Source organism: Streptomyces sp. NPDC057474 (genome assembly GCF_042802555.1).
Lineage (GTDB): Bacteria > Actinomycetota > Actinomycetes > Streptomycetales > Streptomycetaceae > Streptomyces.
Genome location: NZ_JBHVDX010000051.1, coordinates 1 through 24642, shown reverse-complemented (window position 1 = coordinate 24642; position 24642 = coordinate 1). Strand labels below are relative to the sequence as shown.

At 67.9% G+C, this 24642-nt stretch carries 17 protein-coding genes; 3 read left to right on the top strand and 14 right to left on the bottom strand.

What is annotated here, in order from left to right; all coding sequences use genetic code 11:
- The first annotated feature begins 68 nt into the window (after positions 1 to 68).
- Positions 69 to 1169, top strand: coding sequence for a hypothetical protein (locus tag ACFU53_RS17225; protein WP_383992314.1), 1101 nt, complete (start codon positions 69 to 71; stop codon positions 1167 to 1169).
- 180 nt (positions 1170 to 1349) lie between these two features.
- A complete protein-coding gene (locus ACFU53_RS17220; RefSeq protein ID WP_383992311.1) occupies positions 1350 to 2966 on the top strand; it encodes a recombinase family protein in 1617 nt (538 codons plus the stop codon).
- A 1012-nt stretch (positions 2967 to 3978) separates the two neighbouring features.
- Here the strand turns inward: ACFU53_RS17220 and ACFU53_RS17215 are convergent.
- From ACFU53_RS17215 to ACFU53_RS17165, 11 genes are all read right to left on the bottom strand, one after another.
- Positions 3979 to 5919 (bottom strand): TIGR03960 family B12-binding radical SAM protein, encoded by a 1941-nt coding sequence (locus tag ACFU53_RS17215; protein ID WP_383992308.1) that lies wholly within the window; start codon positions 5917 to 5919, stop codon positions 3979 to 3981.
- A 148-nt stretch (positions 5920 to 6067) separates the two neighbouring features.
- Positions 6068 to 7597 carry a CHAD domain-containing protein gene (locus tag ACFU53_RS17210; protein ID WP_383992305.1) on the bottom strand — a complete coding sequence of 510 codons (1530 nt, stop codon included), beginning with the start codon at positions 7595 to 7597 and terminating at the stop codon, positions 6068 to 6070.
- A gap of 95 nt (positions 7598 to 7692) precedes the next feature.
- On the bottom strand, positions 7693 to 8889 hold the full coding sequence (gene rodA, locus ACFU53_RS17205) for a rod shape-determining protein RodA (protein ID WP_383992302.1): 1197 nt from the start codon (positions 8887 to 8889) through the stop codon (positions 7693 to 7695).
- Positions 8886 to 11210 carry a penicillin-binding protein 2 gene (gene mrdA, locus ACFU53_RS17200; RefSeq protein ID WP_383992299.1) on the bottom strand — a complete coding sequence of 775 codons (2325 nt, stop codon included), beginning with the start codon at positions 11208 to 11210 and terminating at the stop codon, positions 8886 to 8888. Before mrdA ends, rodA begins: the two co-directional genes overlap by 4 nt.
- 132 nt (positions 11211 to 11342) lie before the next feature.
- A complete protein-coding gene (mreD, locus tag ACFU53_RS17195; protein WP_383992297.1) occupies positions 11343 to 12014 on the bottom strand; it encodes a rod shape-determining protein MreD in 672 nt (223 codons plus the stop codon).
- Positions 12015 to 12043: 29 nt separating this feature from the next.
- Positions 12044 to 12997: a rod shape-determining protein MreC gene (gene mreC / locus ACFU53_RS17190; RefSeq protein ID WP_383992294.1), complete on the bottom strand. Its 954-nt coding sequence runs from the start codon at positions 12995 to 12997 to the stop codon at positions 12044 to 12046.
- Between the two features lie 174 nt (positions 12998 to 13171).
- Entirely contained in the window at positions 13172 to 14191 is a 1020-nt protein-coding gene (locus ACFU53_RS17185) for a rod shape-determining protein (protein ID WP_004931372.1), read from the bottom strand.
- Between the two features lie 371 nt (positions 14192 to 14562).
- Positions 14563 to 14976, bottom strand: coding sequence for a nucleoside-diphosphate kinase (gene ndk, locus ACFU53_RS17180; RefSeq protein WP_383992291.1), 414 nt, complete (start codon positions 14974 to 14976; stop codon positions 14563 to 14565).
- A 76-nt stretch (positions 14977 to 15052) separates the two neighbouring features.
- A complete protein-coding gene (locus tag ACFU53_RS17175; RefSeq protein WP_383992288.1) occupies positions 15053 to 15406 on the bottom strand; it encodes a DUF4233 domain-containing protein in 354 nt (117 codons plus the stop codon).
- A 10-nt stretch (positions 15407 to 15416) separates the two neighbouring features.
- Positions 15417 to 16925, bottom strand: coding sequence for a bifunctional folylpolyglutamate synthase/dihydrofolate synthase (locus ACFU53_RS17170; protein ID WP_383992285.1), 1509 nt, complete (start codon positions 16923 to 16925; stop codon positions 15417 to 15419).
- 257 nt (positions 16926 to 17182) lie between these two features.
- Entirely contained in the window at positions 17183 to 19813 is a 2631-nt protein-coding gene (locus tag ACFU53_RS17165) for a valine--tRNA ligase (protein ID WP_383992282.1), read from the bottom strand.
- Positions 19814 to 19950: 137 nt separating this feature from the next.
- On the opposite strand from ACFU53_RS17165, the gene ACFU53_RS17160 reads away from it, so the two are divergent.
- A complete protein-coding gene (locus ACFU53_RS17160; RefSeq protein ID WP_383992279.1) occupies positions 19951 to 20883 on the top strand; it encodes a hypothetical protein in 933 nt (310 codons plus the stop codon).
- Positions 20884 to 21371: 488 nt separating this feature from the next.
- On the opposite strand, the gene clpX is transcribed toward ACFU53_RS17160, so the two are convergent.
- The 3 genes from clpX to ACFU53_RS17145 all read right to left on the bottom strand — a co-directional run bounded on the left by clpX (position 21372) and on the right by ACFU53_RS17145 (position 24294).
- Positions 21372 to 22658 (bottom strand): ATP-dependent Clp protease ATP-binding subunit ClpX, encoded by a 1287-nt coding sequence (gene clpX, locus ACFU53_RS17155; protein ID WP_383992356.1) that lies wholly within the window; start codon positions 22656 to 22658, stop codon positions 21372 to 21374.
- 204 nt (positions 22659 to 22862) lie between these two features.
- Positions 22863 to 23543, bottom strand: coding sequence for an ATP-dependent Clp protease proteolytic subunit (locus tag ACFU53_RS17150; RefSeq protein ID WP_383992276.1), 681 nt, complete (start codon positions 23541 to 23543; stop codon positions 22863 to 22865).
- A gap of 142 nt (positions 23544 to 23685) precedes the next feature.
- Positions 23686 to 24294, bottom strand: coding sequence for an ATP-dependent Clp protease proteolytic subunit (locus tag ACFU53_RS17145; RefSeq protein ID WP_326585827.1), 609 nt, complete (start codon positions 24292 to 24294; stop codon positions 23686 to 23688).
- Positions 24295 to 24642: the final 348 nt, after the last annotated feature.

Here is a 24642-nt window from a genome sequence, read left to right as displayed (position 1 = left end):
CCGAATGTGCAGAGGAGGATCAAGGCCTCCGGATTCCATCCGCATCGGTTCCACAAGGAGCAATCCCTATGAGTCCTGAGAACAGGACCAAGCCCGGTCTGGGCCCGCTTCCCCGACGGGGCAGATGGCTCGTCGGCGGCGCCATGGCGTCGGTCGGCATCGTCATGCTGAGCTTCACCAGCACCGCGCTGGCAGCCGACGGTCCCGCCACCGCACCGGCACGGGTGAACCCTCACCCGCAGGGCGGCGAAGAGTGCGAGGAGCGCCACAACGAGAACGGCGAATGGCACGACGAGAACGGCCAGGGGCACAACGAGAACGGCCAGGGGCACAACGGCCCCAGGGCGAAGGGCGACGACCGCCCCGACGAGTGCGAGGGCGAGCCCGGGCCTACGGGCCCGACGGGCCCTGCAGGTGAGGACGGCGCCACCGGCCCCACCGGCCCCGCGGGCTTGGACGGAGCGACTGGCCCCACCGGCCCCGCGGGCTTGGACGGAGCGACTGGCCCCACCGGCCCCGCGGGCTTGGACGGAGCGACTGGCCCGACCGGGCCCGCAGGCGAAGACGGCGCCACCGGTCCGACCGGGCCCCTCGGCCCCACCGGACCCGGCACCGGCGCGACCGGCCCGACGGGTCCTGCCGGAACCGACGGCGCGACCGGCCCGACCGGGCCTGCTGGAACCGACGGCGCCACCGGCCCCACCGGGCCTGCCGGAACCGACGGCGCCACCGGCCCCACCGGCCCCACCGGGCCCACCGGCCCCTCTGGAGCTTGCGTCGAGGTCGACGGATTCCAGGACCAGCAGGTGTACGAGGTCCGCGGCGCGGTGAGCGACGGGATCGCGTACGCGGGTATCCGCGATATCCGCTCCAGCAAAGACAACACGATGAGGTGGACCGACCTCAGCGGCCGAACCGGCTATCCGACCGACGCCGGCGACATCTGTGGTGTGTCCGTCAACGAGCACCTCCGGGGCAATCCGGAGTTCGCAGGCGTCAAGATCGACATCATCACGACCGACAGTCGGGTCTTCGAGATCATCTGCCAAGTGGAAAACGCTGACAGCGACGACGCCGAAGCCATCCTGACCTGCCCCGACCCAGTCCTCCCGGACTTGGCCTGGAAGCCGCTGAACTCACCTGTAGCGGGCGCCGACAACAACGAATAGCCCTCGGCTCCCACACACAAGGGCCCGGTCACGTCCTCCGACGCGACCGGGCCCCGCCGCGTGAACCCAACTACTTCACGACCGACAGCGGCAGCAGCTTCTTCCCCGTCGGCCCGATCTGGATGTGCGTGTCCATCTGAAGCAATAGACCAACAGAGTTAAATCTGACAGCCTGGCGACATGACGAAGCGAGATGGGACGCCAGCAGCAGCACAGCGGCAGTACGACGTGGAGACGGAGTGGAAGGCGGCGGACCTTGCCCTTCTGGAAGAGCTGAAGCAGGCGGAGGCCCTGTTACCTGACGACGCCCCGCGCGCGCTCCTGTCCGTTCGCCTGTCAGTGCTCACCGACGACACGACGTCGCCGGTACGGCAGGAACTCGACCTCCGCATGCTGGCCAGGGAACGGGGCTGTCGCGTGGTCGGTGTCGCCAGCGACCTGAACGTGTCGGCGACGAAGGTTCCGCCGTGGAAGCGCAAGGCACTCGGGGAATGGCTGAACAACCGGGCGCCGGAGTTCGACGAGATCCTGTTCTGGAAGCTCGACCGCTTCGTACGACGACTCTCCGATCTCAGCGTCATGATCGACTGGTGCCTGAAGTACGGGAAGAACCTCGTCTCCAAGTACGACTCGATCGACTTGACCACGACGGCTGGAAAGATCATGGTCACGGTCATCGGCGGTATCGCCGAGATCGAGGCGACCAACACGAGCACTCGCGTCACGAGTCTCTGGGACTACACCAAGACGCAGAGCGACTGGCTTGTGGGCAAGCCTGCGTACGGCTACGCGACGAGCAAGAACAAGAACGACAGGACCGTTCTCGTCATCGACCGCGACGCGTACAGGGCGCTGCACTGGTGCCGCCAGGCCACCTTGCGGGAGCGGCCCGCCTCCGCTCGGCGCATGGTCAAGGTGCTTGTGCGAGCGGGTCTCTGCGGGCCTGGACTGACGGCGGCCACGCTGTTGCGTCGCCTCAGGAACGCCGCTCTCCTGGGGTACCGCGTGGAAGAGAACAAGAACGGAGGCGTACGTCGATCGAAGCTCATCCTGGGCAACGACGGGAAGCCCATCCGCGTAGCAGATCCCGTCTTCACCGAGGAAGAGTTCGAGAGCCTTCAGAAGGCCTTGGACAGGCGTGGGAAGAACCAGCCGACGCGCAACCCCGATGGAGCGACGAAGTTCCTTGGTGTCCTTCTCTGCGAGGACTGCGGCACCAACATGACCGTGCAGAAGACCAGCAACAAGGGCAGGTCGTACGAGTACCTGCGGTGCGGCAAGTGCCGGAGCGGGGGCCAGGGCGCACCCAACCCGGAGGAGATCTACGGTCAGCTCGTCGACGACGTGCTGAGGGTCCTCGGGGACGAGCCGGTCATGGTGCGCGAGTACCACCAAGGCGCCGAAGCACGTAAGGAACTGAAGCAGCTGGAAGAGTCCATCAGTTACTACATGGCTGGCCTTGAGCCCGGTGGGCGCTTCACGAAGACCAGGTTCACCAAGGAGAGGGCTGAGGAGACTCTCGACGACCTGATCAAGAAGTTGGAGGCCATCGACCCCGAGTCCACCAACGACCGATGGGTTGCCGTGCACAACGGCAAGTCGTTCCGGGCCCACTGGGAGGAGGGCGGCATGGAGGCCATGGCTGCCGATCTTCTTCGCGTCGGCGTGAAGTGCAAGATCAAGCGGACCAAGGTCCAGGGCGTACGCGCCCCGAGCATCCATATGAAACTCATGATCCCCAGGGATGTGCGAGACCGCCTGGTGCTCAAGGAAGACGACTTCGCGGAAGCCTTCTGAGACCGCCCAGCCAGTACGCATGCGCAGCCGCCTCCCGAGAGTCAAGGGAGGCGGCTTCTCGTCTCACTCAGACCAGGACGCGGAGTCAAACGGTCCCTCCGTACCGTCGTCGTCCACGATCACTATCTCGCTTTCGATGTGGCTCGTGATCGTTCGCACGCCCGACCGAGGTAACCACGACCACCAAGGTTCTTGCAGCTCTAGGATTTTTCAGCGTGCGAACGACCCTTAAGTCGCCTCTCGACCTCGGCAGCAGTAACTAACTCATGCCAAGGAGAGGGCCATCGCACGCTGGTAAAGGTTGTTCAGGCCACTGCGCTGCACATGCCATGCGCCACCGGTCTCCCAGCACTCAAGAGCCTCCTTGCCACCCCAGAAGCAACAGGCTGCAGGAAAGTCTCAGGAGGGAGCTGCGGGTCACTTGCAAAGCCGACAGCGCCATGCCGTTTCATGGCGTGATGTAGTCGCCCCAGCCGAACGTAACCACGTACGCGCGCCGCACAGCGTTCCAACCACGCCAATCGCGCAGATGCACAACCAGCAACGCCATGGAGTACCAGGCACCGAAACAGCCCACGACCATCCATGCCCGTCCGAAGCTTCCAAGGGTGGCGACGACAGCTACCGCAATGGCGGTAACCACCAAGCCGATGTGAGCACCCCGAACATCGACCCTCATGGCACGGCGCACCGACTGACGGTCCACAGGTACATCCCGCGCGGGCCGGAGCCCCGCAGCCGCACCGTCACCGTCGAAGTCAGTACCGCCCGACACGGGCACCTCCGAAGCGCTCGGTCACCGGCACCGTCTCAGACCCACTCCACCTCGGACAGAACCCGCGAAGAACCCCCAGGAGGCGGCAGCGGCGTCCTAGGTGCATCCCGTGAGGCCCGCTGCCGCCCGCCGCGAGCACCAAGCCCGCGAAGCACAGCGGCAGCCTCCTCTTCAGTCACGTCCGCCAACGCAACCGCGATGCGTCGCAGCGCCTCACCGCTCATCCCAGGGACCGTTTCAGCTGGTAGGCGCCGTCTTCTTCACCGACAGCGGCAGCAGCTTCTTGCCGCTCTCGCTCAGTTGTGGCCATGTGTCGAACTGGGGGCACACGCCGCAGTCGAAGCACGGGGTCCAGCGGCAGTCCTCGACCTCGGTCTCGTCGAGGGCGTCCTGCCAGTCCTCCCAGAGCCAGTCCTTGTCGAGACCGGAGTCGAGGTGGTCCCAGGGGAGGACCTCCTCATAGGTGCGCTCCCGGGTGGTGTACCAGTCGACGTCGACGCCGAAGGCGGGGAGGGTCTTGTCGGCGCAGGCCATCCAGCGGTCGTAGGAGAAGTGCTCGCGCCAGCCGTCGAAGCGGCCGCCGTCCTCGTAGACCGCGCGGATCACGGCACCGATGCGGCGGTCGCCGCGGGAGAGCAGGCCCTCGACGATGCCCGGCTTGCCGTCGTGGTAGCGGAAGCCGATGGAGCGGCCGTACTTCTTGTCGCCGCGGATCTTGTCGCGGAGCTTCTCCAGCCGGGCGTCCGTCTCCTTGGCGGAGAGCTGCGGGGCCCACTGGAACGGGGTGTGCGGCTTCGGCACGAACCCGCCGATCGACACGGTGCAGCGGATGTCGTTCTGGCCGGAGACCTTGCGGCCCTCGGCGATCACCCTCATCGCCATGTCGGCGATCTGGAGGACGTCCTCGTCCGTCTCCGTCGGAAGACCGCACATGAAGTACAGCTTCACCTGGCGCCAGCCGTTGCCGTACGCGGTGGAGACCGTCCGGATCAGGTCCTCTTCGGAGACCATCTTGTTGATGACCTTGCGCATGCGCTCCGAGCCGCCCTCGGGGGCGAAGGTCAGGCCGGACCGGCGCCCGTTGCGGGTCAGCTCGTTCGCCAGGTCCACGTTGAAGGCGTCCACGCGGGTGGAGGGGAGGGACAGGCCGATCTTGTCCTCCTCGTAGCGGTCCGCGAGGCCCTTCGCGACCTCGCCGATCTCGCTGTGGTCGGCGCTCGACAGCGAGAGCAGGCCGACCTCCTCGAAGCCCGTCGCCTTCAGGCCCTTCTCCACCATCTCGCCGATGCCGGTGATCGACCGCTCGCGGACCGGGCGGGTGATCATGCCCGCCTGGCAGAAGCGGCAGCCGCGGGTGCAGCCGCGGAAGATCTCCACGGACATGCGCTCGTGGACCGTCTCGGCGAGCGGGACGAGGGGCTGCTTGGGGTACGGCCACTCGTCCAGGTCCATGACGGTGTGCTTGGACACGCGCCACGGGACGCCCGACTTGTTCGGTACGACGCGGCCGATGCGGCCGTCGGGGAGGTACTCGACGTCGTAGAACGCCGGGATGTACACCGAGCCCGTCCTCGCGAGGCGGAAGAGGACCTCCTCGCGGCCACCGGGACGGCCCTCGGCCTTCCAGGCGCGGATGATCTCGGTCATGTCGAGCACGGCCTGCTCGCCGTCGCCGATGATCGCCGCGTCGATGAAGTCGGCGATCGGCTCGGGGTTGAAGGCCGCGTGGCCGCCGGCCAGCACGATCGGGTCGTCGACCGTGCGGTCCTTGGACTCCAGGGGGATCCCGGCCAGGTCCAGGGCGGTCAGCATGTTCGTGTAGCCCAGCTCTGTGGAGAAGGACAGGCCGAACACGTCGAAGGCCTTCACCGGACGGTGGCTGTCCACCGTGAACTGCGGCACGCCGTTGTCGCGCATCAGCTGTTCGAGGTCGGGCCACACGCTGTAGGTGCGCTCGGCGAGGACGCCTTCGCGCTCGTTCAGTACCTCGTAGAGGATCATGACGCCCTGGTTGGGCAGACCGACCTCGTACGCGTCCGGGTACATGAGCGCCCAGCGGACGTCGCAGGACTCCCAGGGCTTGACGGTGGAGTTGAGTTCACCGCCCACGTACTGGATCGGCTTCTGCACATGCGGGAGCAGGGCCTCGAGCTGTGGGAAGACCGACTCGACAGACATCGCGGGGGTTACCTTCGTGAGCTGACAGGGGTGACCATCTAGCGTAACGCCCCCGGAGACACCCCTCGCACGCCCAGTCACCGGCAGAGCGCCACAGGCCCGGCCGTCATCGCTGCACGCCCGACCGTGGGCGCCGGAAGCCCGGCCGTCAGAAGGGCATGTCGGCGCTGATCTTCGCCCAGGTCTCCGGCAGCGCCCCCTCCGCCAGCTCCGCCCGCCGCTCCTCCCTGCCGTACAGCAGTCCGTACGTGAAGGCGCTCTCCCCCGCCGCCGCATGGGCCTGCTGGGCGAGGTCGCGCAGGGCCTCGCGGGTCATCACGCTGTCCTGGTGGTCGCCGAGGAGGGTCTGCAGGGACTTCATGTCCTTGACGACTGCCTTGGCCGGCTTGCCGAGGAGGGGGCCCGCCGCCTCGGCCGCGTACCGGGTGCGCTTGGTCTTCTTGCGGGCCTCGTGCATGGCCAGGTCGCGGTCGGTGCCCGGCGGCTGCGCCAGGGCCTCCTCGACCAGGGCCGCCACCTTGCCGAAGTCCTTCTTGACCGCCTTGGTGATCACCTTCTCGGGATCGCCCCCGGCGGCCTCGAGCAACGGCGGGTCCTTGAGCACGGCGTCGAGGGAGTCCAGCAGGTCCAGATACCGCTGTCCGTCCAGCGCGTCGATCAGCTCGGGCCGGGGGCCGGTACCGCCGTCCTTGTCCGCCCAGGTGCGCAGCCGCGCACGGACCGGGCCCGTCACCAGGCTCTCCGGGAGGCCGTCCAGCGCCTCGGTGAGCCGCTCCGTCAGGACCTCCTGGTCACGGTCGACGCCCAGCTCCCCCGCCAGCCACTTCAGCTCTTCGCCGATCGGGTCCGTGACGGCACGGTCCAGGACCTTCCCGAACGACTTGAAGGTGCTGCGCAGCCGGCGCGTGGCGACCCGCATGCTGTGGACGGAGTCGAAGACGTCACGGCGGACGGCGGGATCGAGCTCGACGATCGCGTCACGCTGGGCACGGACGTAGGCGAGGACGTGGTCGCCGGGGGTGACGGGCTCGCCCGGCGCCTCGGCCTTGCCCTGCTTCTTGTCCTTCTTCTTGCTCTTCTTCGGTGCCGTCTCCTGGAGGGCCCTGGCCAGCTTCGACGGTGAGTCGGACGGCCGTACACCCGCCTTGCGCAGCTTCTTGTCGACCTTCTCGAGGAAGGCCGGGTCACCGTCGTCGGCGAGTTCCACCTCGATCTCGGACCACTGGGCGGTCCGGCCGTCCTCGGTGAGCCGTTCGGCGACCACGGCGTCCACGCTGACCTCGGCGAGGAAAGTGCCGTCCGCGTCGAGCAGGTCGCTGACGTCGCGGGTGGAGAGGAGCCGGACCAGCGGGATCAGCTCGGCCTCCCGGACCCGGGAACGCACCAGTCCCGCGAGATCGTCGGGCAGCGTGTCGGAGAGCGGGGCCCGGATCTCGTCCCGTACACCCGGCGAGACCGGGATCTTCAGATGCCAGCCCGCGTCACTGCCCCCAGTGCGACGACGCAGGGTGATGGAGGCGGCGGCGAGGCGTTCGTCCGGGGTGTCGTAGTAGACGGCGTCCAGCTCCGCCACGCCTTTGTCTATGACGGTCGCGACCCCGGCCACACCGGTGAGGTCGGGCAGGCCGCTCTCGTCGGACTCGTACTTCCGCTCGATCTCGCGCTTGATGTCCGCCATAAAATGAATCTAGTCCTACTTCGCCTCCCTGGGCAGAGCCCCAACTTGTTGAACGGCTGACAACTACCGTTCGCCTCGGCGTCACCTGCCCTTGCCTACGCCGACATGGGGCGCTCCACGCGAATGGACTGCAGCAATCCCACCGCCACCCACACCGCGAACATCGACGAGCCGCCGTACGACACGAACGGCAGTGGCAGTCCTGCCACCGGCATGATGCCGAGGGTCATTCCGATGTTCTCGAAGGCCTGGAAAGCGAACCAGGCGATGATGCCGCCGGCGACGATCGTGCCGTACAGCTCGGTGGTCTCGCGGGCGATCCGGCAGGCCCGCCACAGGACGACACCGAGCAACAGGATGATCAGCCCTGCGCCCACGAACCCCAGCTCCTCCCCCGCCACCGTGAAGACGAAGTCGGTCTGCTGCTCGGGCACGAACTGTCCGGTGGTCTGCGAGCCCTTGAACAGCCCGGTGCCGAGCAGTCCGCCGGAGCCGATGGCGATGCGGGCCTGGTTGGTGTTGTAGCCGACGCCGGCCGGGTCGAGCTCGGGGTTGGCGAAGGCCGCGAAGCGGTTGATCTGGTACTCGTCGAGCACCCCGAGCTGCCAGACGGCGATCGCGCCCATCGCTCCGGTGCCGATGAGGCCGAAGATCCACCGGTTGGACGCGCCGGAGGTGAGCAGGACGCCCAGCACGATGACCACCATGACCATGACCGAGCCGAGGTCGGGCATGAGCAGGACGATCAGTATCGGGACGGCAGCGAGACCGAGGGCCTGGACGACCGTGCGGTGATCGGGGTGGGCTTTGTCGCCCGCGTCCACCCGGGCCGCCAGCAGCATCGCCATGCCCAGAATGATCGTGATCTTCACGAACTCGGAGGGCTGGAGCGAGAAGCCTCCGCCGATGACGATCCACGCGTGGGCGCCGTTGATGGTCGCGCCCAGCGGGGTCAGCACCAGCAGGATCAGCAGGACCGAGATGCCGTACAGGATCGGTACGGCCGTGCGCAGGGTGCGGTGGCCGAGCCAGACCGTGCCGATCATCAGGGCGAAACCGATGCCGGTGTTGAGCAGGTGCCGGAAGAGGAAGTAGTACGGGTCGCCCTGGTTGAGCTCGGTGCGGTTGCGGGTCGCCGAGTAGACGAGGGCCGCGCCGATCAGGGAGAGCGCGATGGCCGAGAACAGTATCGGCCAGTCGAGCCGGCGGGCGAGCGAGTCACGGGCGAACAGCCGGGTCCAGCCGGAGCGTTCGGGCCCGTACCCGGAGACGGAGAAGCTGTTGCCGGTCATACGGACGTCCTCCGCCCCTTGCCGCTCCCGCGACGGTCTCTGCCGCCGCCCGTACGCCGTCGGCCGCGGTCCGTTCGTCGGCGTGCGGCCCGGTTGCCGCTGCCGCCGCGCGTACTGACGATCGCCGCCGGGCCGTCGACCCACACCGGCTGGGCACCCGGCCCGGCGGCGACGGCCTGGGTGTCGTCCTCCGCGGCCTCCTTCTCGGTCTTCTTCGGCGGATAGGAGTCCAGCTTCGGGGCGTCGATCGAGCCGTCGGTCTCGATCTTCGGCAAGCCCTTCTGCGGGGTGGACAGCAGCGCCTTCCTCTTGTCGATCTTGCCGTCCTCGGAGACGCCGTACAGCGCGTTGTAGAGCTTGCGCACGGCGGGGGCCGAGGCGCCGGAGCCCGTACCACCCTGGGAGATCGTCATGACGATCGAGTAGTCCTTGGTGTACGTGGCGAACCAGGAGGTCGTCTGCTTGCCGTAGACCTCGGCCGTACCCGTCTTGGCGTGCATCGGGATCTCGTCCTGCGGCCAGCCCTGGAAGCGCCAGGCGGCCGTACCACGGGTCGCGACTCCCTCGAGGGCTTCGTCTATCTCGTCCTGGGTCTTCTTCGTCATCGGCAGCTTGCCGTGCGACTTGGGTGCGATCTCCTGCACGTTCTTGCCGTCGGCGCTGATGATCGCCTTGCCGACGGTGGGGTCGTAGAGGGTGCCGCCGTTGGAGATGGCCGCGTAGATGGTGGCCATCTGGATGGGAGTGACGAGAGTGTCGCCCTGGCCGATGGAGTAGTTGACCGAGTCACCGGCGCGCATGCGGTTGCCTTCGAGGCAGTTTTCGTACGCGATCTGCTCGGCGTACGTGCCGCCCTTCTTGCCGTACTTGCACCAGGCGTCCTTGTTGGCCTTCCAGTAGTCCTGCTTCCACTGGCGGTCCGGGATGCGGCCGGTGACCTCGTTCGGCAGGTCGATGCCGGTCTCGGCGCCAAGGCCGAACTGGTGGGCGGTCTTGTAGAACCAGTCGTTGGCGCCCTTATTGGGCTTGATGCCACCGTCGCGCTTCCACTCCTCGTGGGCGAGGCGGTAGAAGACGGTGTCGCAGGAAACCTCCAGCGCCTTGCCGAGGCTGATCCCACCGTGGCTCTGGGACTCGAAGTTCTTGAAGACCTGGCCGCCGATCGAGTACGAACTGGAGCATTCGTAGGGGCCGTTGAAGGAGTAGCCGGCGTTCACCGCGGCGGCGGTCGGGACCACCTTGAAGATGGAGCCGGGGGCCGACTGGCCCTGGATCGCGCGGTTCAGCAGCGGGTAGTTGGACTTCTTGCCGGTGAGCTTGGCGTAGTCCTTGGCGGAGATGCCGCCGACCCAGGCGTTCGGGTCGTAGTCCGGGTTGGACGCCATGGCGACGACGCGGCCGGTCTTGGCCTCCATCACGACGACGGCACCGGAGTCGGCCTTGTAGTTCGTCCCCGTGTTGCGGTCCATCTGCTTGCGGGCTTCCTTCATCGCCTCGTTGAGCTCGTACTCGGCGATGCGCTGCACGCGGGCGTCGACGCTGGTGACCAGGTTGGCGCCGGGCTCGGCGGGGTCGGCCTCGGCCTCACCGATGACGCGTCCGAGGTTGTCGACCTCGTACCGGGTGACGCCGGCCTTGCCGCGCAGCTCCTTGTCGTACTGGCGCTCCAGGCCGGAGCGGCCGACCTGGTCGGAGCGGAGATACGGCGATTCGGTGTCCTGGGCCTTGGTGATCTCCTCGTCGGTGACCGGCGAGAGATAGCCGAGCACCTGTGAGGTCTGGGAACCGCCGGGGCCGGCGTAACGGCGGACGGCCTGGGGTTCGGCGGTGATGCCGGGGAAGTCCTCGGAGCGCTCGCGGATCTGCAGGGCCTGCTTGGCGGTGGCCTCGTCCGTGATGGGGATCGGCTGGTAGGGCGAGCCGTTCCAGCAGGGCTGGGGCGTCTCGGAGTCGCAGAGCCGGACCTTGTCCATGACGTCCTGGGGCTTCATGTCCAGGACGCCGGCGAGCTTGGTGAGGACGGCCTTTCCGTCGTCGTCCATCTTCAGCAGGTCGGTGCGGGAGGCGGAGACGACCAGCCGGGTCTCGTTGTCGGCGATCGGCACTCCGCGCGCGTCCAGGATCGAGCCGCGCACGGCGGGCTGCACGACCTGCTGGACGTGGTTCCCCGAGGCTTCCTTGGCGTAGGCGTCGCCCTCGCGGATCTGGAGGTACCAGAGGCGGCCGCCGAGGGTGCCGAGGAGGGAGAAGACGAGGATCTGGATGATGATGAGCCGGATCTGGACCCGTGGGGTCCGCCCGGTCTCCGGGATGTTGGTCACTGCCTGTCTCCCCCTCTCAGTGCGTGTGCGGGTGGTGCGTGTACGGGTGGTGCGCGTGGTGCTGGTACATGGGGTACACCGCTCGGCTGTGATCGGTTCCCGCATCCGGCCCAGGTGTCATGTGCCGTACCGTCACAGCCGCTTGACCCCCTTGATGCGTCCCGCCCTGGCCATCCGCGATCGCGCGGCCTTGATGCGGAGTCCGCCGCGCTGGTTGCCGATGCGCAGGCCGGTGCCGGAGGAGAGCCATCCGGAGGAGACGTCGGACGCCTTGCCGGCGCTGTTGGTCTCGGCGAGCGGGTCGTTCTCGGCGCGCCGGGCGAGCGCCATGACGCCGGGAACGACGAAGGGGGCGAGCAGCAGGTCGTAGAGCGCGGCGGTGAACAGCAGGCTGGGCAGGCCGACATGGCGGGCGGCGTCGTCGCCGACGAGGGCGCCGACACCGGCGTAGAGGAGCGTCGCGCCGAGCGCGGCGACGACGACCACGGCCATCGGACCCGTCGCCGACTTGAGCCGGCCCGTCTCGGGCTTGGCAAGGCCGGCCAGGTAGCCGATGACGCAGAGGACCAGGGCGTACCGCCCGGCCGCGTGGTCCGCGGGTGGCGCGAGGTCGGACAGCAGCCCGGCGCCGAAGCCGACGAGGGCGCCGCCGACATGGCCGTAGACCAGGGCGAGGCCGAGCACGGTGAGGAGCACCAGGTCCGGTACGGCGCCCGGGAGATGGAGTCTGGCGAGGACGCTCACCTGGATCACCAGGGCGACGATCACCAGGGTGGTGGAGAGCAGCATCCGGTTGAAACGCATGAGGGGTTCAGCTCCTACTGTCCTACGTCCTACTGCTCTTGCGGCTGTCCGTCGGCGCCTTCACCGGGTTCGTCCGCGCCCGGCGTGACCGTCACCGTCACGGTCGGCGTGGGCGTGGCCTTCGGCTTGTTCGGCAGGACGGTGTCGCGCGGGTCCTTGCGGGGCGGCTGGACGACGACGCCGACGATGTCGAGCTGGGTGAAGGCCACGAACGGCTTGACGTAGATCGTGCGGGTGAGATCGCCGCCGGAGGGGTCGACGCGGGAGACGACACCGACCGGGACGCCGGGTACGAACGGCTTGTCGGCCTGCGAACCGAAGGTGACGAGGCGGTCGCCCGCCTTCACCTTGGCCTTGCCGTTGAGGAGTTCGACGCGCAGCGGGCGGTCACCCTGGCCGGAGGCGAAGCCGAGTTCGTCGGTGGCCTCCATACGGGTGCCGACGGTGAAGTCGGGGTCGTTGGCGAGGAGCACGGTCGCGGTGTTCGGTCCGACGGTGGTGACGCGGCCGACGAGCCCGTCGCCGTTGAGGACGGTCATGTCGCGGGTGATGCCGTCGTTGGTGCCGATGTCAATGGTGACGGTCCAGGAGAAGCCCTGGGCCGCTCCTATGGCGATGACCTCGGCGCCCTTGATGCCGTACTGGCCGTTCGCGGCGGTCTTCAGCATCTTGTCGAGCTGGTCGACTCTGCTGCGGTTGCGGTCGTCGCTGCCGAGGGACGCCTTCAGCTCGGCGTTCTCCTTCTCCAGCGCGGCGAGGCGGTCGTGGCGGGAGCCGGAGTCGCGGACTGCGCTTATGGCGTTGCCGATCGGGTCGACGGCGGTCGACACCCCGTCCTCGATCGGGCCGAAGACGGTGGCGGCGGCACGTCGGGCACCGTCGACCGGTGACTCCTCCCCGCCGCGGATGTCCACCGTGATCAGCGCGAACGCGACGGCGATCAGCAGCACCAGGAGCAGCCGGCTCTCTCGTGTGTCCCTCACGTGCGGCGGCCGTGCCTTCCTCATAGGAATTCGACAGGAATTGGGGAATTCGGGTAGCCCCTGGGAATCCCGAGGCGGGAACGACAGGGGCGCTTTGTGGGAGCTTATGCCTCAATATCAACGATCCGCCGCACGAGAGGAGAACGTCCCGTACGGCGGAATCGAAGTGTTACGTCATCTGCGGGGCTGGGCGTCGAGCACCTGCTGCAACGCCTCGAACTCCTCGACGCACTTGCCGGAGCCGAGCGCCACACTGTCCAGCGGGTCCTCGGCGATATGGATCGGCATTCCGGTCTCACGGCGCAGCCGCTCGTCGAGACCGCGGAGCAGGGCGCCGCCGCCGGTGAGGACGATGCCGCGGTCCATGATGTCGCCGGAGAGTTCCGGCGGGCACTTGTCGAGGGTCGTCTTGACGGCATCGACGATGGCGTTGACGGGTTCCTCGATCGCCTTCCGCACTTCCGCGGCGGAGATGACGACGGTCTTGGGCAGCCCGGACACCAGGTCCCGGCCGCGGATTTCGGTGTGTTCGTCAGCGTCGAGGTCGTACGCCGAACCGATCGTGATCTTGATCTGCTCGGCCGTCCGCTCACCGAGAAGGAGCGAGTACTCCTTCTTGATGTGCTGGATGATCGCGTTGTCCAACTCGTCGCCCGCGACGCGGATGGACTGGGCGGTGACGATGCCGCCGAGGGAGATGACCGCGACCTCCGTGGTGCCGCCGCCGATGTCCACCACCATGTTGCCCGTGGCCTCGTGGACCGGCAGGCCGGAGCCGATGGCCGCGGCCATGGGCTCCTCGATGATGTGCACCTGACGGGCGCCGGCCTGGGAGGACGCCTCGATGACGGCGCGACGCTCGACACCGGTGATGCCGGACGGCACGCAGACGACGACCCGAGGACGGGCGAGATACCGCCGCTTGTGGATCTTCAGGATGAAGTAGCGGAGCATCCGCTCGGTGATCTCGAAGTCGGCGATGACACCGTCCTTCAGCGGACGTACGGCAACGATGTTGCCCGGCGTCCGCCCGATCATCTTCTTCGCCTCCGCGCCGACCGCGAGAATTCCACCGGTGTTGGTGTTGATCGCGACGACGGACGGCTCGTTCAGTACGATCCCGCGACCCCTGACGTACACCAGCGTGTTGGCGGTCCCGAGGTCGACAGCCATGTCACGGCCGATGAACGACATTGAGTTCCCCATCAGGATTCGTGTGGCCTTCCCAAGTGGAGCGCTGACGGCTTTTGAGAGCTTTTCAGGCTTTTCAGGTCGGCGAAGTGGGTGCTGTGACGTGAAGGCTTACATCGTAGTCTCGCCCGCACGAACACTGCGCGAGGGTCTTCGCCATTGTGGGCATGCGATGCGCCGCCTCGCCTCTGGAGACGATCCATCAGGGGTGTGCGTTCCCCCGATCGCCGCGCATATGCCGTTGTACGGCCGGATTTTCGGTGGGTTGGCAGGTCAGGCAGGGGTAGGCCGTGTGGGTGGTGGCCGAGTGTTGCCAGAAGAGTAAGGGTGGCGGGGGCGAGACGACTCACCGGCCCCCGCCGTCACGGACGTTGCTACGCGCGCCCGGGGAAGAAGATCTTCAGCTCGCGCTCGGCCGACTCCTCGGAGTCCGACGCGTGGATCAGGTTCTCGCGCACGATGACGCCGTAGTCACCACGGATGGAACCGGGCTGCGCGGCGATCGGGTCGGTCGGGCCGGCCAGCGCCCGTACACCCTCGATGACGCGCTCGCCTTCGACGATCAGCGCGACGACCGGCCCGGAGGCCATGAATTCGACGAGCGGCTCGTAGAACGGCTTGCCCTTGTGCTCGCCGTAGTGCTGCTCCAGCGTGTCCTGGTCCAGGGTCCGCAGCTCCAGCGCGGTGATCTGCCAGCCGGCCTTCCGCTCGATACGGCTGATGATCTCGCCGGTCAGGCCACGCCGGACGGCGTCGGGCTTGAGCAGGACGAGGGTGCGCTGGCTCACGGTGGTGACTCCTTCATTTCACACGGGTGCGGAGCTCAGAGGCTACAGGGCCACGCCGACAGCGCGTTACGCAGCGTCAGGAAGCCCCGGCGGGCGACTCCCCCTGAGCCGCGAACCGGGCCTTCGCCTCGTCGATCTTCCGCCCGAAGTGGACCGAGGCCCACCACAGAGCGGCGAAGACCGCGCCCATGAAGAACATGGTCGGGACGAAGAAGCCGGAGAGGATCAGCGCGATCTGGAGGGCCCAGCCGAGCTGGATGCCGCCGGGCCGGGTGACGAGGCCGCACAGCAGGACGCACAGGAACATGGCGATGCCGCTGACCGTCCAGACCGTCGACATGGTCAGATCCGGATCCTTCATGGCGACCAGCCCGGCCAATCCGATCACGAAGAACTCGCCGATCAGGGTCGAAGCACAGAGGGTACGCATGTCGTGGAACTCAGCCCTTCCCCAGCAGCAGCCGGGCCTCGCCGACGGTGATGACGGAACCGGTGACCAGGACGCCACCGCCCGCGAACTCGCCCTCCTCCTCGGCGAGCGTGATCGCCGCCTCCAGGGCGTCGGGCAGCCGCGGCTCGACCTGCACCCGCTCCTCGCCGAACACCTCGACCGCGATCCCGGCCAGCTCGTCGGCGTCCATCGCCCGGTGGCTGGAGTTCTGCGTGATCACGACCTCGGCGAAGATCGGCTCGAAGGCCTCCAGGAGACCTCGTACGTTCTTGTCGCCGCTGGCCCCGACCACGCCGATCAGCCGGCTGAAGTCGAACGCCTCGCCGACGGCCTCGGCCGTGGCCCGCGCGCCCGCCGGGTTGTGGGCGGCGTCGAGCACGACGGTCGGGGACCGCCGTACGACTTCGAGCCGTCCCGGTGCCGAGACCGCCGCGAACGCCTTGCGGACCGTGTCCAGGTCGAGCGGTTCCGGGCGCTGCGAGCCGACGCCGAAGAACGCCTCGACCGCGGCGAGGGCGACGGCCGCGTTGTGCGCCTGGTACGGGCCGTGCAGCGCGAGATAGACCCCGGGGTACTCGCCGCCGAGGCCGCGCAGGGTGAGCATCTGCCCGCCGACGGCGACCTGCCGGGAGACGACGCCGAACTCCAGGCCCTCCCGGGCCACCGTCGCGTCGACCTCCACGGCCTTCTTCAGCATCACCTGCGCCGCGTCCACCGGCTGCTGCGCCAGGATCACGGTCGCGTCCTGCTTGACGACCCCGGCCTTCTCGACGGCGATCTCGGCGGGCGTCGTCCCGAGCCGGTCGGTGTGGTCGAGGTCGATGGGGGTCACGACGGCGACGTCCCCGTCGATGACGTTGGTGGCGTCCCACGTGCCGCCCATGCCGACCTCGACGACGGCCACGTCCACGGGCGCGTCGGCGAAGGCGGCGTACGCCATGCCGGTCAGCACCTCGAAGAAGGAGAGCCGGTACTCCTGTTGGGAGTCGACCATCTCGATGTACGGCTTGATGTCCTCGAACGTCTCGATGAACCGCTCGGCGGAGATGGGGGCGCCGTCGAGGCTGATGCGCTCGGTGATCGACTGGACGTGCGGGGATGTGTACCGGCCGGTGCGCAGTTCGAAGGCGCCGAGGAGGGCCTCGATCATGCGGGCGGTGGACGTCTTGCCGTTGGTGCCGGTGATGTGGATGGAGGGGTACGACCGCTGCGGCTCGCCCAGGATGTCCATCAGCGCGGCGATCCGCCTGACCGAGGGCTCCAGCTTGGTCTCGCCCCAGCGGGTCGCCAACTCCGTCTCGACCTCGCGCAGCGCCTTGTCGACGGCCGGGTCGGTGGGCCGCGACGGTACGTCGGCCTCCGGCGCGCCGCCCTGGGCACGCAGGGTGCGGCTGCCGGCCTCGATCACCGCGAGGTCCGGGTCACGGTCCGTCTCGGCGGCGATGATCTCCTCGAACGGGTCGATCGGTTCTGGCTGCTGCTCACTGCGTTCACTCACGGGGTCAGTCTACGGATCCGGCGCCTTGTAGCTCGGGGGTACCCGCAGTACGGCGACTGCCGGTCGTACGTGGCTGATCACGCAGTTCCCCGCGCCCCTGGAAACCCGGCGGTCACAGCTGCGGGCAGTCGTGCCGCCCGGGGCGGCACGGGTGGGCGCAGGCGGCGCCCGGTGAGCGCCGGTGAGCGAAACCCACCCCGCCCAGCAGAAGGCCCCGGCGCCTGACAGCACCGGGGCCTTCGCCTACGTATGAACGGCTACGCCTTCGGCAGCCGGTCCAGCTGGGCGGCGATCCGGGCGATGTCCTCGTCGGCCTTGGTGAGGCGGCCGCGGATCTTGTCGACGACCTGGTCCGGGGCCTTCGCGAGGAATGCCTCGTTGCCGAGCTTGGCCGTGGCCTGGGCCTTCTCCTTCTCGGCCGCCGCGAGGTCCTTCGCGAGGCGCTTGCGTTCGGCGGCGACGTCGATGACACCGGAGAGGTCGAGGGCGACCTCGGCGCCCGCCACCGGCAGGGTCGCGGTGGCCGAGAAGCCCTCGCCCTCGGGCTGGAGGCGGAGGAGCTGACGGATCGCGGCGTCGTGCGGAGCCAGGACCGTACCGTCGAGGGTGAGGCGGGCCGGGACGCGCTGGCCGGGCTGGAGGCCCTGGTCGGCGCGGAACCGGCGGACCTCGGTGACGACCTGCTGGACCAGCTCGATCTCGCGCTCGGCGGCGTCGTCGCGGAAGCCACTGTCCTTGGGCCAGTCGGCGATGACGAGGGACTCGCCGCCGGTCAGCGTCGTCCACAGGGTGTCCGTGACGAACGGGATGACCGGGTGCAGCAGCCGCAGTGTGACGTCCAGGACCTCGCCCAGGACGCGCTGGCTGACCTGCGCCGCCTCGCCGCCCGCCTGGAACGTCGTCTTGGACAGCTCGACGTACCAGTCGAAGACCTCGTCCCACGCGAAGTGGAACAGGGCGTCGCTGAGCTTGGCGAACTGGAAGTCCTCGTAGTACGCGTCGACCTGCTCGACCGTCTCGTTGAGGCGGGCGAGGATCCAGCGGTCGGTCGCCGAGAGCCTCGACGCGTCCGGCAGCGCGCCCTCGACGGTCGCGCCGTTCATCAGCGCGAAGCGGGTCGCGTTCCAGATCTTGTTGGCGAAGTTACGGGAGGCCTGGACCCAGTCCTCGCCGATCGGGACGTCGGTGCCCGGGTTGGCGCCGCGCGCGAGGGTGAAACGGAGCGCGTCGGAGCCGTACTTGTCCATCCAGTCGAGCGGGTCGACGACGTTGCCGAAGGACTTCGACATCTTCTTGCCGCGCTCGTCGCGGACCAGGCCGGTCAGCGCGATGGTCTTGAAGGGGGCCTCGCCGTCCATGGCGTACAGGCCGAACATCATCATCCGGGCGACCCAGAAGAAGATGATGTCGTGGCCGGTGAGCAGGACGTCGGTCGAGTAGAACTTCCGCAGGTCCTCGGTCTGTTCGGGCCAGCCGAGCGTGGAGAACGGCCACAGGCCGGAGGAGAACCAGGTGTCCAGGACGTCGGTGTCCTGGGTCCAGCCCTCGGCCTCCGTGCCGGGCGGCTCCTCGTCGGGGCCGACGCAGACCGTCTCGCCGTTCGGGCCGTACCAGACGGGGATGCGGTGGCCCCACCAGAGCTGGCGCGAGATGCACCAGTCGTACATGTTGTCGACCCAGTCGAAGTAGCGCTTCGACATGTCCTCGGGGTGGATCTTGACCCGGCCGTCGCGGACCGCGTCGCCCGCGGCCTGGGCCAGGGGCGCGACCTTGACCCACCACTGCATGGACAGACGGGGCTCGACCGTGGTCTTGCAGCGGGAGCAGTGGCCGACGGAGTGCGTGTACGGGCGCTTCTCGGCGACGATCCGGCCCTGCGAGCGCAGTGCGCCGACGACGGCCGAGCGGGCCTCGAAGCGGTCCTGGCCGAGGAAGGGGCCGTGGACGGTGATGATTCCGTGCTCGTCCATGATCGTCATGGACTGCAGGTTGTGGCGCTGGCCGATCGCGAAGTCGTTCGGGTCGTGCGCCGGGGTCACCTTGACGGCGCCCGTGCCGAACTCCGGATCGACGTGGGTGTCCGCGACGACCGGGATGGTGCGATCGGTCAGCGGGAGCTTGATCTGCTTGCCGATGAGGTGCTGGTACCGCTCGTCGTCCGGGTGGACGGCGACGGCGGTGTCGCCGAGCATCGTCTCGGCCCGGGTGGTGGCGACGACGAGAGAGTCGTCTCCCTCGCCGTACCGGATGGAGACCAGCTCGCCGGCGTCCTCCTGGTGTTCGACCTCGATGTCCGAGATGGCCGTCAGACACCGCGGACACCAGTTGATGATGCGCTCGGCGCGGTAGATCAGCTCGTCGTCGTAGAGCCGCTTGAAGATGGTCTGGACGGCCTTGGACAGGCCTTCGTCCATGGTGAACCGCTCACGGTCCCAGTCGACGCCGTCGCCCAGGCGGCGCATCTGGCCGAGGATCTTGCCGCCGTACTCCTCCTTCCACTGCCAGACACGCTCGACGAACTCCTCGCGCCCCAAGTCGTGGCGGGACTTGCCCTCTTCGGCGAGCTGCTGCTCGACCTTGTTCTGGGTGGCGATGCCGGCGTGGTCCATGCCGGGGAGCCACAGGGACTCGTAACCCTGCATGCGCTTGCGGCGGGTGAGGGCGTCCATGAGGGTGTGCTGGAAGGCGTGCCCGAGGTGCAGGCTGCCGGTGACGTTCGGCGGCGGGATGACGATGGTGTACGCGGGCTTGTCGCTCTTGGCGTCGGCCGCGAAGTAACCACGCTCTACCCAGCGCTCGTACAGCGTCCCCTCTACATCGGCCGGCGCGTACTGGGTCGGCAGATCGGTGGCGGGCGCTGGAGGCTGCTGCTGAGCGTTCTCGGTCACCCGCCCAGTTTAGGGGTGTCACGGGGTGGTCCCGAAACCCGATTCTTCCGTAACGGTGTGCCCCCCGGTGCTTTGCGCACCTCGTGGCTACGCGAGGATGTCGGAACCACATAAGTATCTGGAGGGGAACCCAGAACATGAGCTACAACCAGCCGGGCCCGTACGGCGGGCAGCCCCAGCAGCCCGGACCGTACGGTCAGCAGCCGCCCCAGGCCGCCCCCCAGCCCGGCTATGGCTACCCGCAGCAGGCGCCCCCGCAGCAGCCCGGCTACGGCTACCCCCAGCAGACCCCCCAGGGCGTCCCGCCCCAGACCCCGCCCTACGGCCAGCCCCAGGCCCCGTACGGCCAGCAGCAGCCCTACCCGACCGTGCCCCAGCCCCCCGTCTCCGGCGGTGGCGGCGGCAAGAAGGTCGGCATCATCCTCGGCGCGGTGGCCGTGGTGGCGGCGGTGGCGGTGGGGGCGTACTTCGTGATCGGCGGGGGTGGCGGAGCGGACATCGCGGATGACGGGCCGCACAAGCTGACTACGCCGGCGACTGTGCTCAGTGAGTACAAGAAGAACGACAGCGGTGGCGGCGCCCTGTCCGACAGTGACGTGAAGGACGCCGAGAAGTGGGGAGTTACCGACCCCAAGGACGTCAGCGCCTCGTACGCGTCCGGTAACGAGAGCAACCCGATGTCGCAGAAGCAGCTTCACTTCAGCGGCGTCTACGGCGAGATCGAGGACCCCGAGAAGGTCGTCGACGCCATGCTGGACCACATGGCGTCCCAGTCCGGGAAGGATGACGAGGACGTGAAGGTCACCATGGTCGGTGACCCGACGTCGTACGACTCCGCCGACGGCGCGGTCCTCAAGTGCCAGGACGCCAAGATGGAGCCCACCGACGGCGGCACGAGCGATGGTCCAAGCGTGATGAACCTGTCATTCTGCGTTTGGGGCGACTACAGCACGGTGGGCATGGTGATGCCGATGGACCTGGCGAGCATCATGGCCGAGAAGGCGACGGAGCAGTCCACTGCCGCGGAGACCACGGCGAAGTTGCGCGAGGCGGTCCGCGTCAAGATCTGACGGGTTCACACAGGGGCGTCCCGCGGGCCTGCGGGACGCCCCTGTGTCGTTTGCTCAGACCCGAGCACAGGCCTCCACAGCATGACTAGCCGACACACGAACGCCTCGGAGGTCAAATATGCAGGCGGTACTGGGGCTAAGGATCCCTCCCCCCTTACCGCACGCCTTTGTCACAACAGGTCCGACCCTGTAGCCCTTGTCTTTGAGGTACTCCACGCAGTCGAATGGGGAAGCATGCGCTGTACCTGCCGTCACCACCGGTACGACTCCCGCAGCCGCGACCACGCTCAGTGCCGCCAACAAGCGCTTCATCTTCATCCCTCGTTCCTCCGTCTCACGCTGAGCTCAAGGTCGTCCTTGTGCTCGGCAAGAAGATCAACGACGGAGGCATGACACCAAAGGCCGACAAGCTTGTCTTGAATCCAAACAAGAACGGCCAGAAGAGGGCGCCCAGCCAGGGTGCCCTCTTCCTCGTTCACGCGTACGGGCTACGCCGTCTTCTGCTCCCCCGGCCCTCGCCCCCTTGCATCCCGTGGGATCAGGGTCGGGTTCACGTTCGAGCGGACTACGTCCGCCGTGATGACGACTCGGGCCACGTCCTTGCGGGACGGGACCTCGTACATGACCGACATCAGGACTTCCTCCATGATGGCGCGCAGGCCGCGCGCGCCGGTCTGGCGGAGGATGGCCTGGTCGGCGATGGCTTCCAGGGACTCGCGCTCGAAGTCGAGCTCCACGCCGTCGAGTTCGAAGAGGCGCTGGTACTGCTTCACCAGCGCGTTGCGGGGCTCGATGAGGATCTGGAGCAGCGCCTCGCGGTCCAGGTTGTGGACCGAGGTGATGACGGGCAGGCGGCCGATGAACTCCGGGATCATGCCGAACTTCACCAGGTCTTCCGGCATGACGGCCTCGAACTGGTCCTTGGACTCCAGCTCGCGCTTGGAGCGGATCGTCGCACCGAAGCCGATGCCCTTGGCGCCGGCCCGGGACTCGATGATCTTCTCCAGACCGGAGAAGGCGCCGCCCACGATGAACAGGACGTTCGTCGTGTCGATCTGGATGAATTCCTGGTGGGGGTGCTTACGGCCGCCCTGGGGCGGGACCGACGCCGTGGTGCCTTCCAGGATTTTCAGCAGGGCCTGCTGCACGCCCTCGCCCGACACGTCGCGGGTGATGGAGGGGTTTTCGCTCTTCCTCGCGACCTTGTCGATCTCGTCGATGTAGATGATGCCTGTTTCGGCTTTCTTGACGTCGTAGTCCGCCGCCTGGATGAGCTTCAGCAGGATGTTCTCGACGTCCTCGCCGACATAGCCCGCCTCCGTCAGCGCCGTCGCGTCCGCGATCGCGAACGGGACGTTCAGCATGCGCGCGAGGGTCTGCGCGAGGAGGGTCTTGCCGGAGCCCGTGGGGCCCAGCAGGAGGATGTTGGACTTGGCCAACTCGATGGCGTCCTCGCGGCTTTGACCGCCGCCGTTCTCACCGGCCTGGACCCGCTTGTAGTGGTTGTACACCGCGACGGAGAGGGCCTTCTTGGCCGCCTCCTGGCCGACCACATAGCCCTCGAGGAACTCGTAGATCTCGCGAGGCTTCGGGAGCTCCTCCCAGCGGACCTCGCTGGTCTCGGCGAGCTCCTCCTCGATGATCTCGTTGCAGAGGTCGATGCACTCGTCGCAGATGTACACACCGGGCCCTGCGATGAGCTTCTTGACCTGCTTCTGGCTCTTGCCGCAGAACGAGCACTTGAGCAGATCGCCGCCGTCACCGATGCGTGCCACGGTGTGCTTCCCCTTCGCCATGGGAGACGCCTGGACAATTGAAATCCAGCGACTCCTGGTGCTGCCTTATGTCGACGGTACCTTGCCGGGCCCCTCGTTCGGGCCCCCCTTGGCAGGGTTCGCTTTGGCGTGCACCCTGTCGTGCACTGGGTCAAACGGTGCCAACCATGCCAAGGGGCGGCAGACAATACAGCCTTTCCGCGGTCAGCGGACGTTGTCGTTGTTCATCTTCCGCGTGGAGATGATCTGGTCGATCAGGCCGTACGACAGCGCGCCCTCGGCCGTGAGGATCTTGTCGCGCTCGATGTCCTCGCGGATCTTCTCGATCGGCGTGGTGGAGTGCTTGGCCAGCATGTCCTCCAGCTGCGCACGCATCCGGAGGATCTCGTTGGCGGCGATCTCGAGGTCGGAGACCTGACCACGGCCCGTCTCGCTGTACGGCTGGTGGATCATGACGCGGGCGTTCGGCAGCGCCATGCGCTTGCCCGGCGTACCGGCGGCCAGCAGGATCGCGGCGGCGGAGGCCGCCTGGCCCATGCAGACCGTCTGGATGTCCGGCTTCACGAACTGCATCGTGTCGTAGATCGCCGTGAGCGCCGTGAAGGAGCCGCCGGGGCTGTTGATGTAGACCGAGATGTCCCGGTCGGGGTCCATCGACTCCAGGCACAGCAGCTGCGCCATGACGTCGTTGGCGGAGGCGTCGTCGATCTGCACACCGAGGAAGATCACCCGCTCCTCGAAGAGCTTCGCGTACGGGTCGTACTCACGGATGCCCTGCGAGGTGCGCTCGACGAAGCGGGGGATGACATAGCGGGACTCGGCGCGGGGGCCGGTGTACTCGGCCTCGGTGCGGGCGTAGAGGCCGCTGCCGGGGAAGTCGTTCACGGTGTCTCCTGGAAAGAGGGCTGGGGCGGTGGGCTGGAGGGACTGGGAAGGGCGCTGACGGCCCCGGGAGGCTCAGGGGCTCCCCCGGCGGGCTTCAGGGGCTCCGGGGAGCACCCTGTGGCCCTGCTGCCGTCTTCGGTTCTCAGGCCGCCCCGGTACCGCCGCCGCCCGGCATGCCGGCGGCCGTCGGCATGACGTCGTCGATGAGGCCGTACTCCTTGGCCTCGAAGGCGTCGAACCAGCGGTCACGGTCCGAGTCGCGGGTCACCTGCTCGACGGTCTGACCAGTGTGCTGGGAGGTGAGCTCCGCCATGCGCTTCTTGGTGTGCAGCAGCCGCTCGGCGTGGATCTTGATGTCCGAGGCCGAGCCGGCCAGGCCGGCGGAGGGCTGGTGGATCAGGATCTCGGCGTTCGGCAGCGCGAAGCGCTTGCCGGGGGTGCCCGCGCTCAGCAGGAACTGGCCCATCGAGGCAGCGAGGCCCATGGCGATGGTCACCACGTCGTTCCTGATGTACTGCATGGTGTCGTAGATAGCCATGCCGGCCGTGATCGAGCCGCCGGGGCTGTTGATGTACAGAAAAATGTCCTTGTCCGGGTCTGCGGCAAGGAGCAGCAGCTGTGCGGTGATCTTGTTGGCAATGTCGTCGTCGACCGGCTGGCCGAGGAAGATGATCCGCTCGCCAAGCAGCCGGTTGTAGACCTGGTCGCCGAGGCCACCACCGATGGAAGGCTCGCCGGCGGCATAGGGCATCAGATTCGTCACGTATCCACCTGCTCGTCTTACGACGGCGCCGGGCCGTCTTCACGTTTCCCTTCCGGGGACCGAGCCGTTCGCCGACAGCCCAGCCCTCGTATTCATGGACCCTAACGCGGTGGCTCCGCCGGTGAATCCCGCAAAGGGAACTGTTCGCTGTCAGCGCATGCGTGTGCGCTCCGCTGGTTGGGCGGGTGCCAGGTGATCCCCGGCCTCGAAAGGGACGCGGGGAACTGCGCGGCCGGCCCACGACAAGCCGCGGACGCGTCTGCCACGCGAGGTGCATCGGCGGGTGCGGCCGGTCGGGGGCTGATCGCGCAGTTCCCCGCGCCCCTGGACAGGCCG

What these genes read in the sequence shown, in the direction of transcription:
- rodA (WP_383992302.1), bottom strand. Translation starts at nt 8,889, where the DNA reads ATGACCGGCAACAGCTTCTCCGTCTCCGGGTACGGGCCCGAACGCTCC.
- ACFU53_RS17220 (WP_383992311.1), top strand. Translation starts at nt 1,350, where the DNA reads ATGACGAAGCGAGATGGGACGCCAGCAGCAGCACAGCGGCAGTACGAC.
- ACFU53_RS17215 (WP_383992308.1), bottom strand. Translation starts at nt 5,919, where the DNA reads ATGTCTGTCGAGTCGGTCTTCCCACAGCTCGAGGCCCTGCTCCCGCAT.
- ACFU53_RS17175 (WP_383992288.1), bottom strand. Translation starts at nt 15,406, where the DNA reads ATGCGTACCCTCTGTGCTTCGACCCTGATCGGCGAGTTCTTCGTGATC.
- ACFU53_RS17210 (WP_383992305.1), bottom strand. Translation starts at nt 7,597, where the DNA reads ATGGCGGACATCAAGCGCGAGATCGAGCGGAAGTACGAGTCCGACGAG.
- ACFU53_RS17145 (WP_326585827.1), bottom strand. Translation starts at nt 24,294, where the DNA reads ATGCCCTATGCCGCCGGCGAGCCTTCCATCGGTGGTGGCCTCGGCGAC.
- mreD (WP_383992297.1), bottom strand. Translation starts at nt 12,014, where the DNA reads ATGCGTTTCAACCGGATGCTGCTCTCCACCACCCTGGTGATCGTCGCC.
- ACFU53_RS17160 (WP_383992279.1), top strand. Translation starts at nt 19,951, where the DNA reads ATGAGCTACAACCAGCCGGGCCCGTACGGCGGGCAGCCCCAGCAGCCC.
- ACFU53_RS17185 (WP_004931372.1), bottom strand. Translation starts at nt 14,191, where the DNA reads ATGTCGTTCATCGGCCGTGACATGGCTGTCGACCTCGGGACCGCCAAC.
- ACFU53_RS17225 (WP_383992314.1), top strand. Translation starts at nt 69, where the DNA reads ATGAGTCCTGAGAACAGGACCAAGCCCGGTCTGGGCCCGCTTCCCCGA.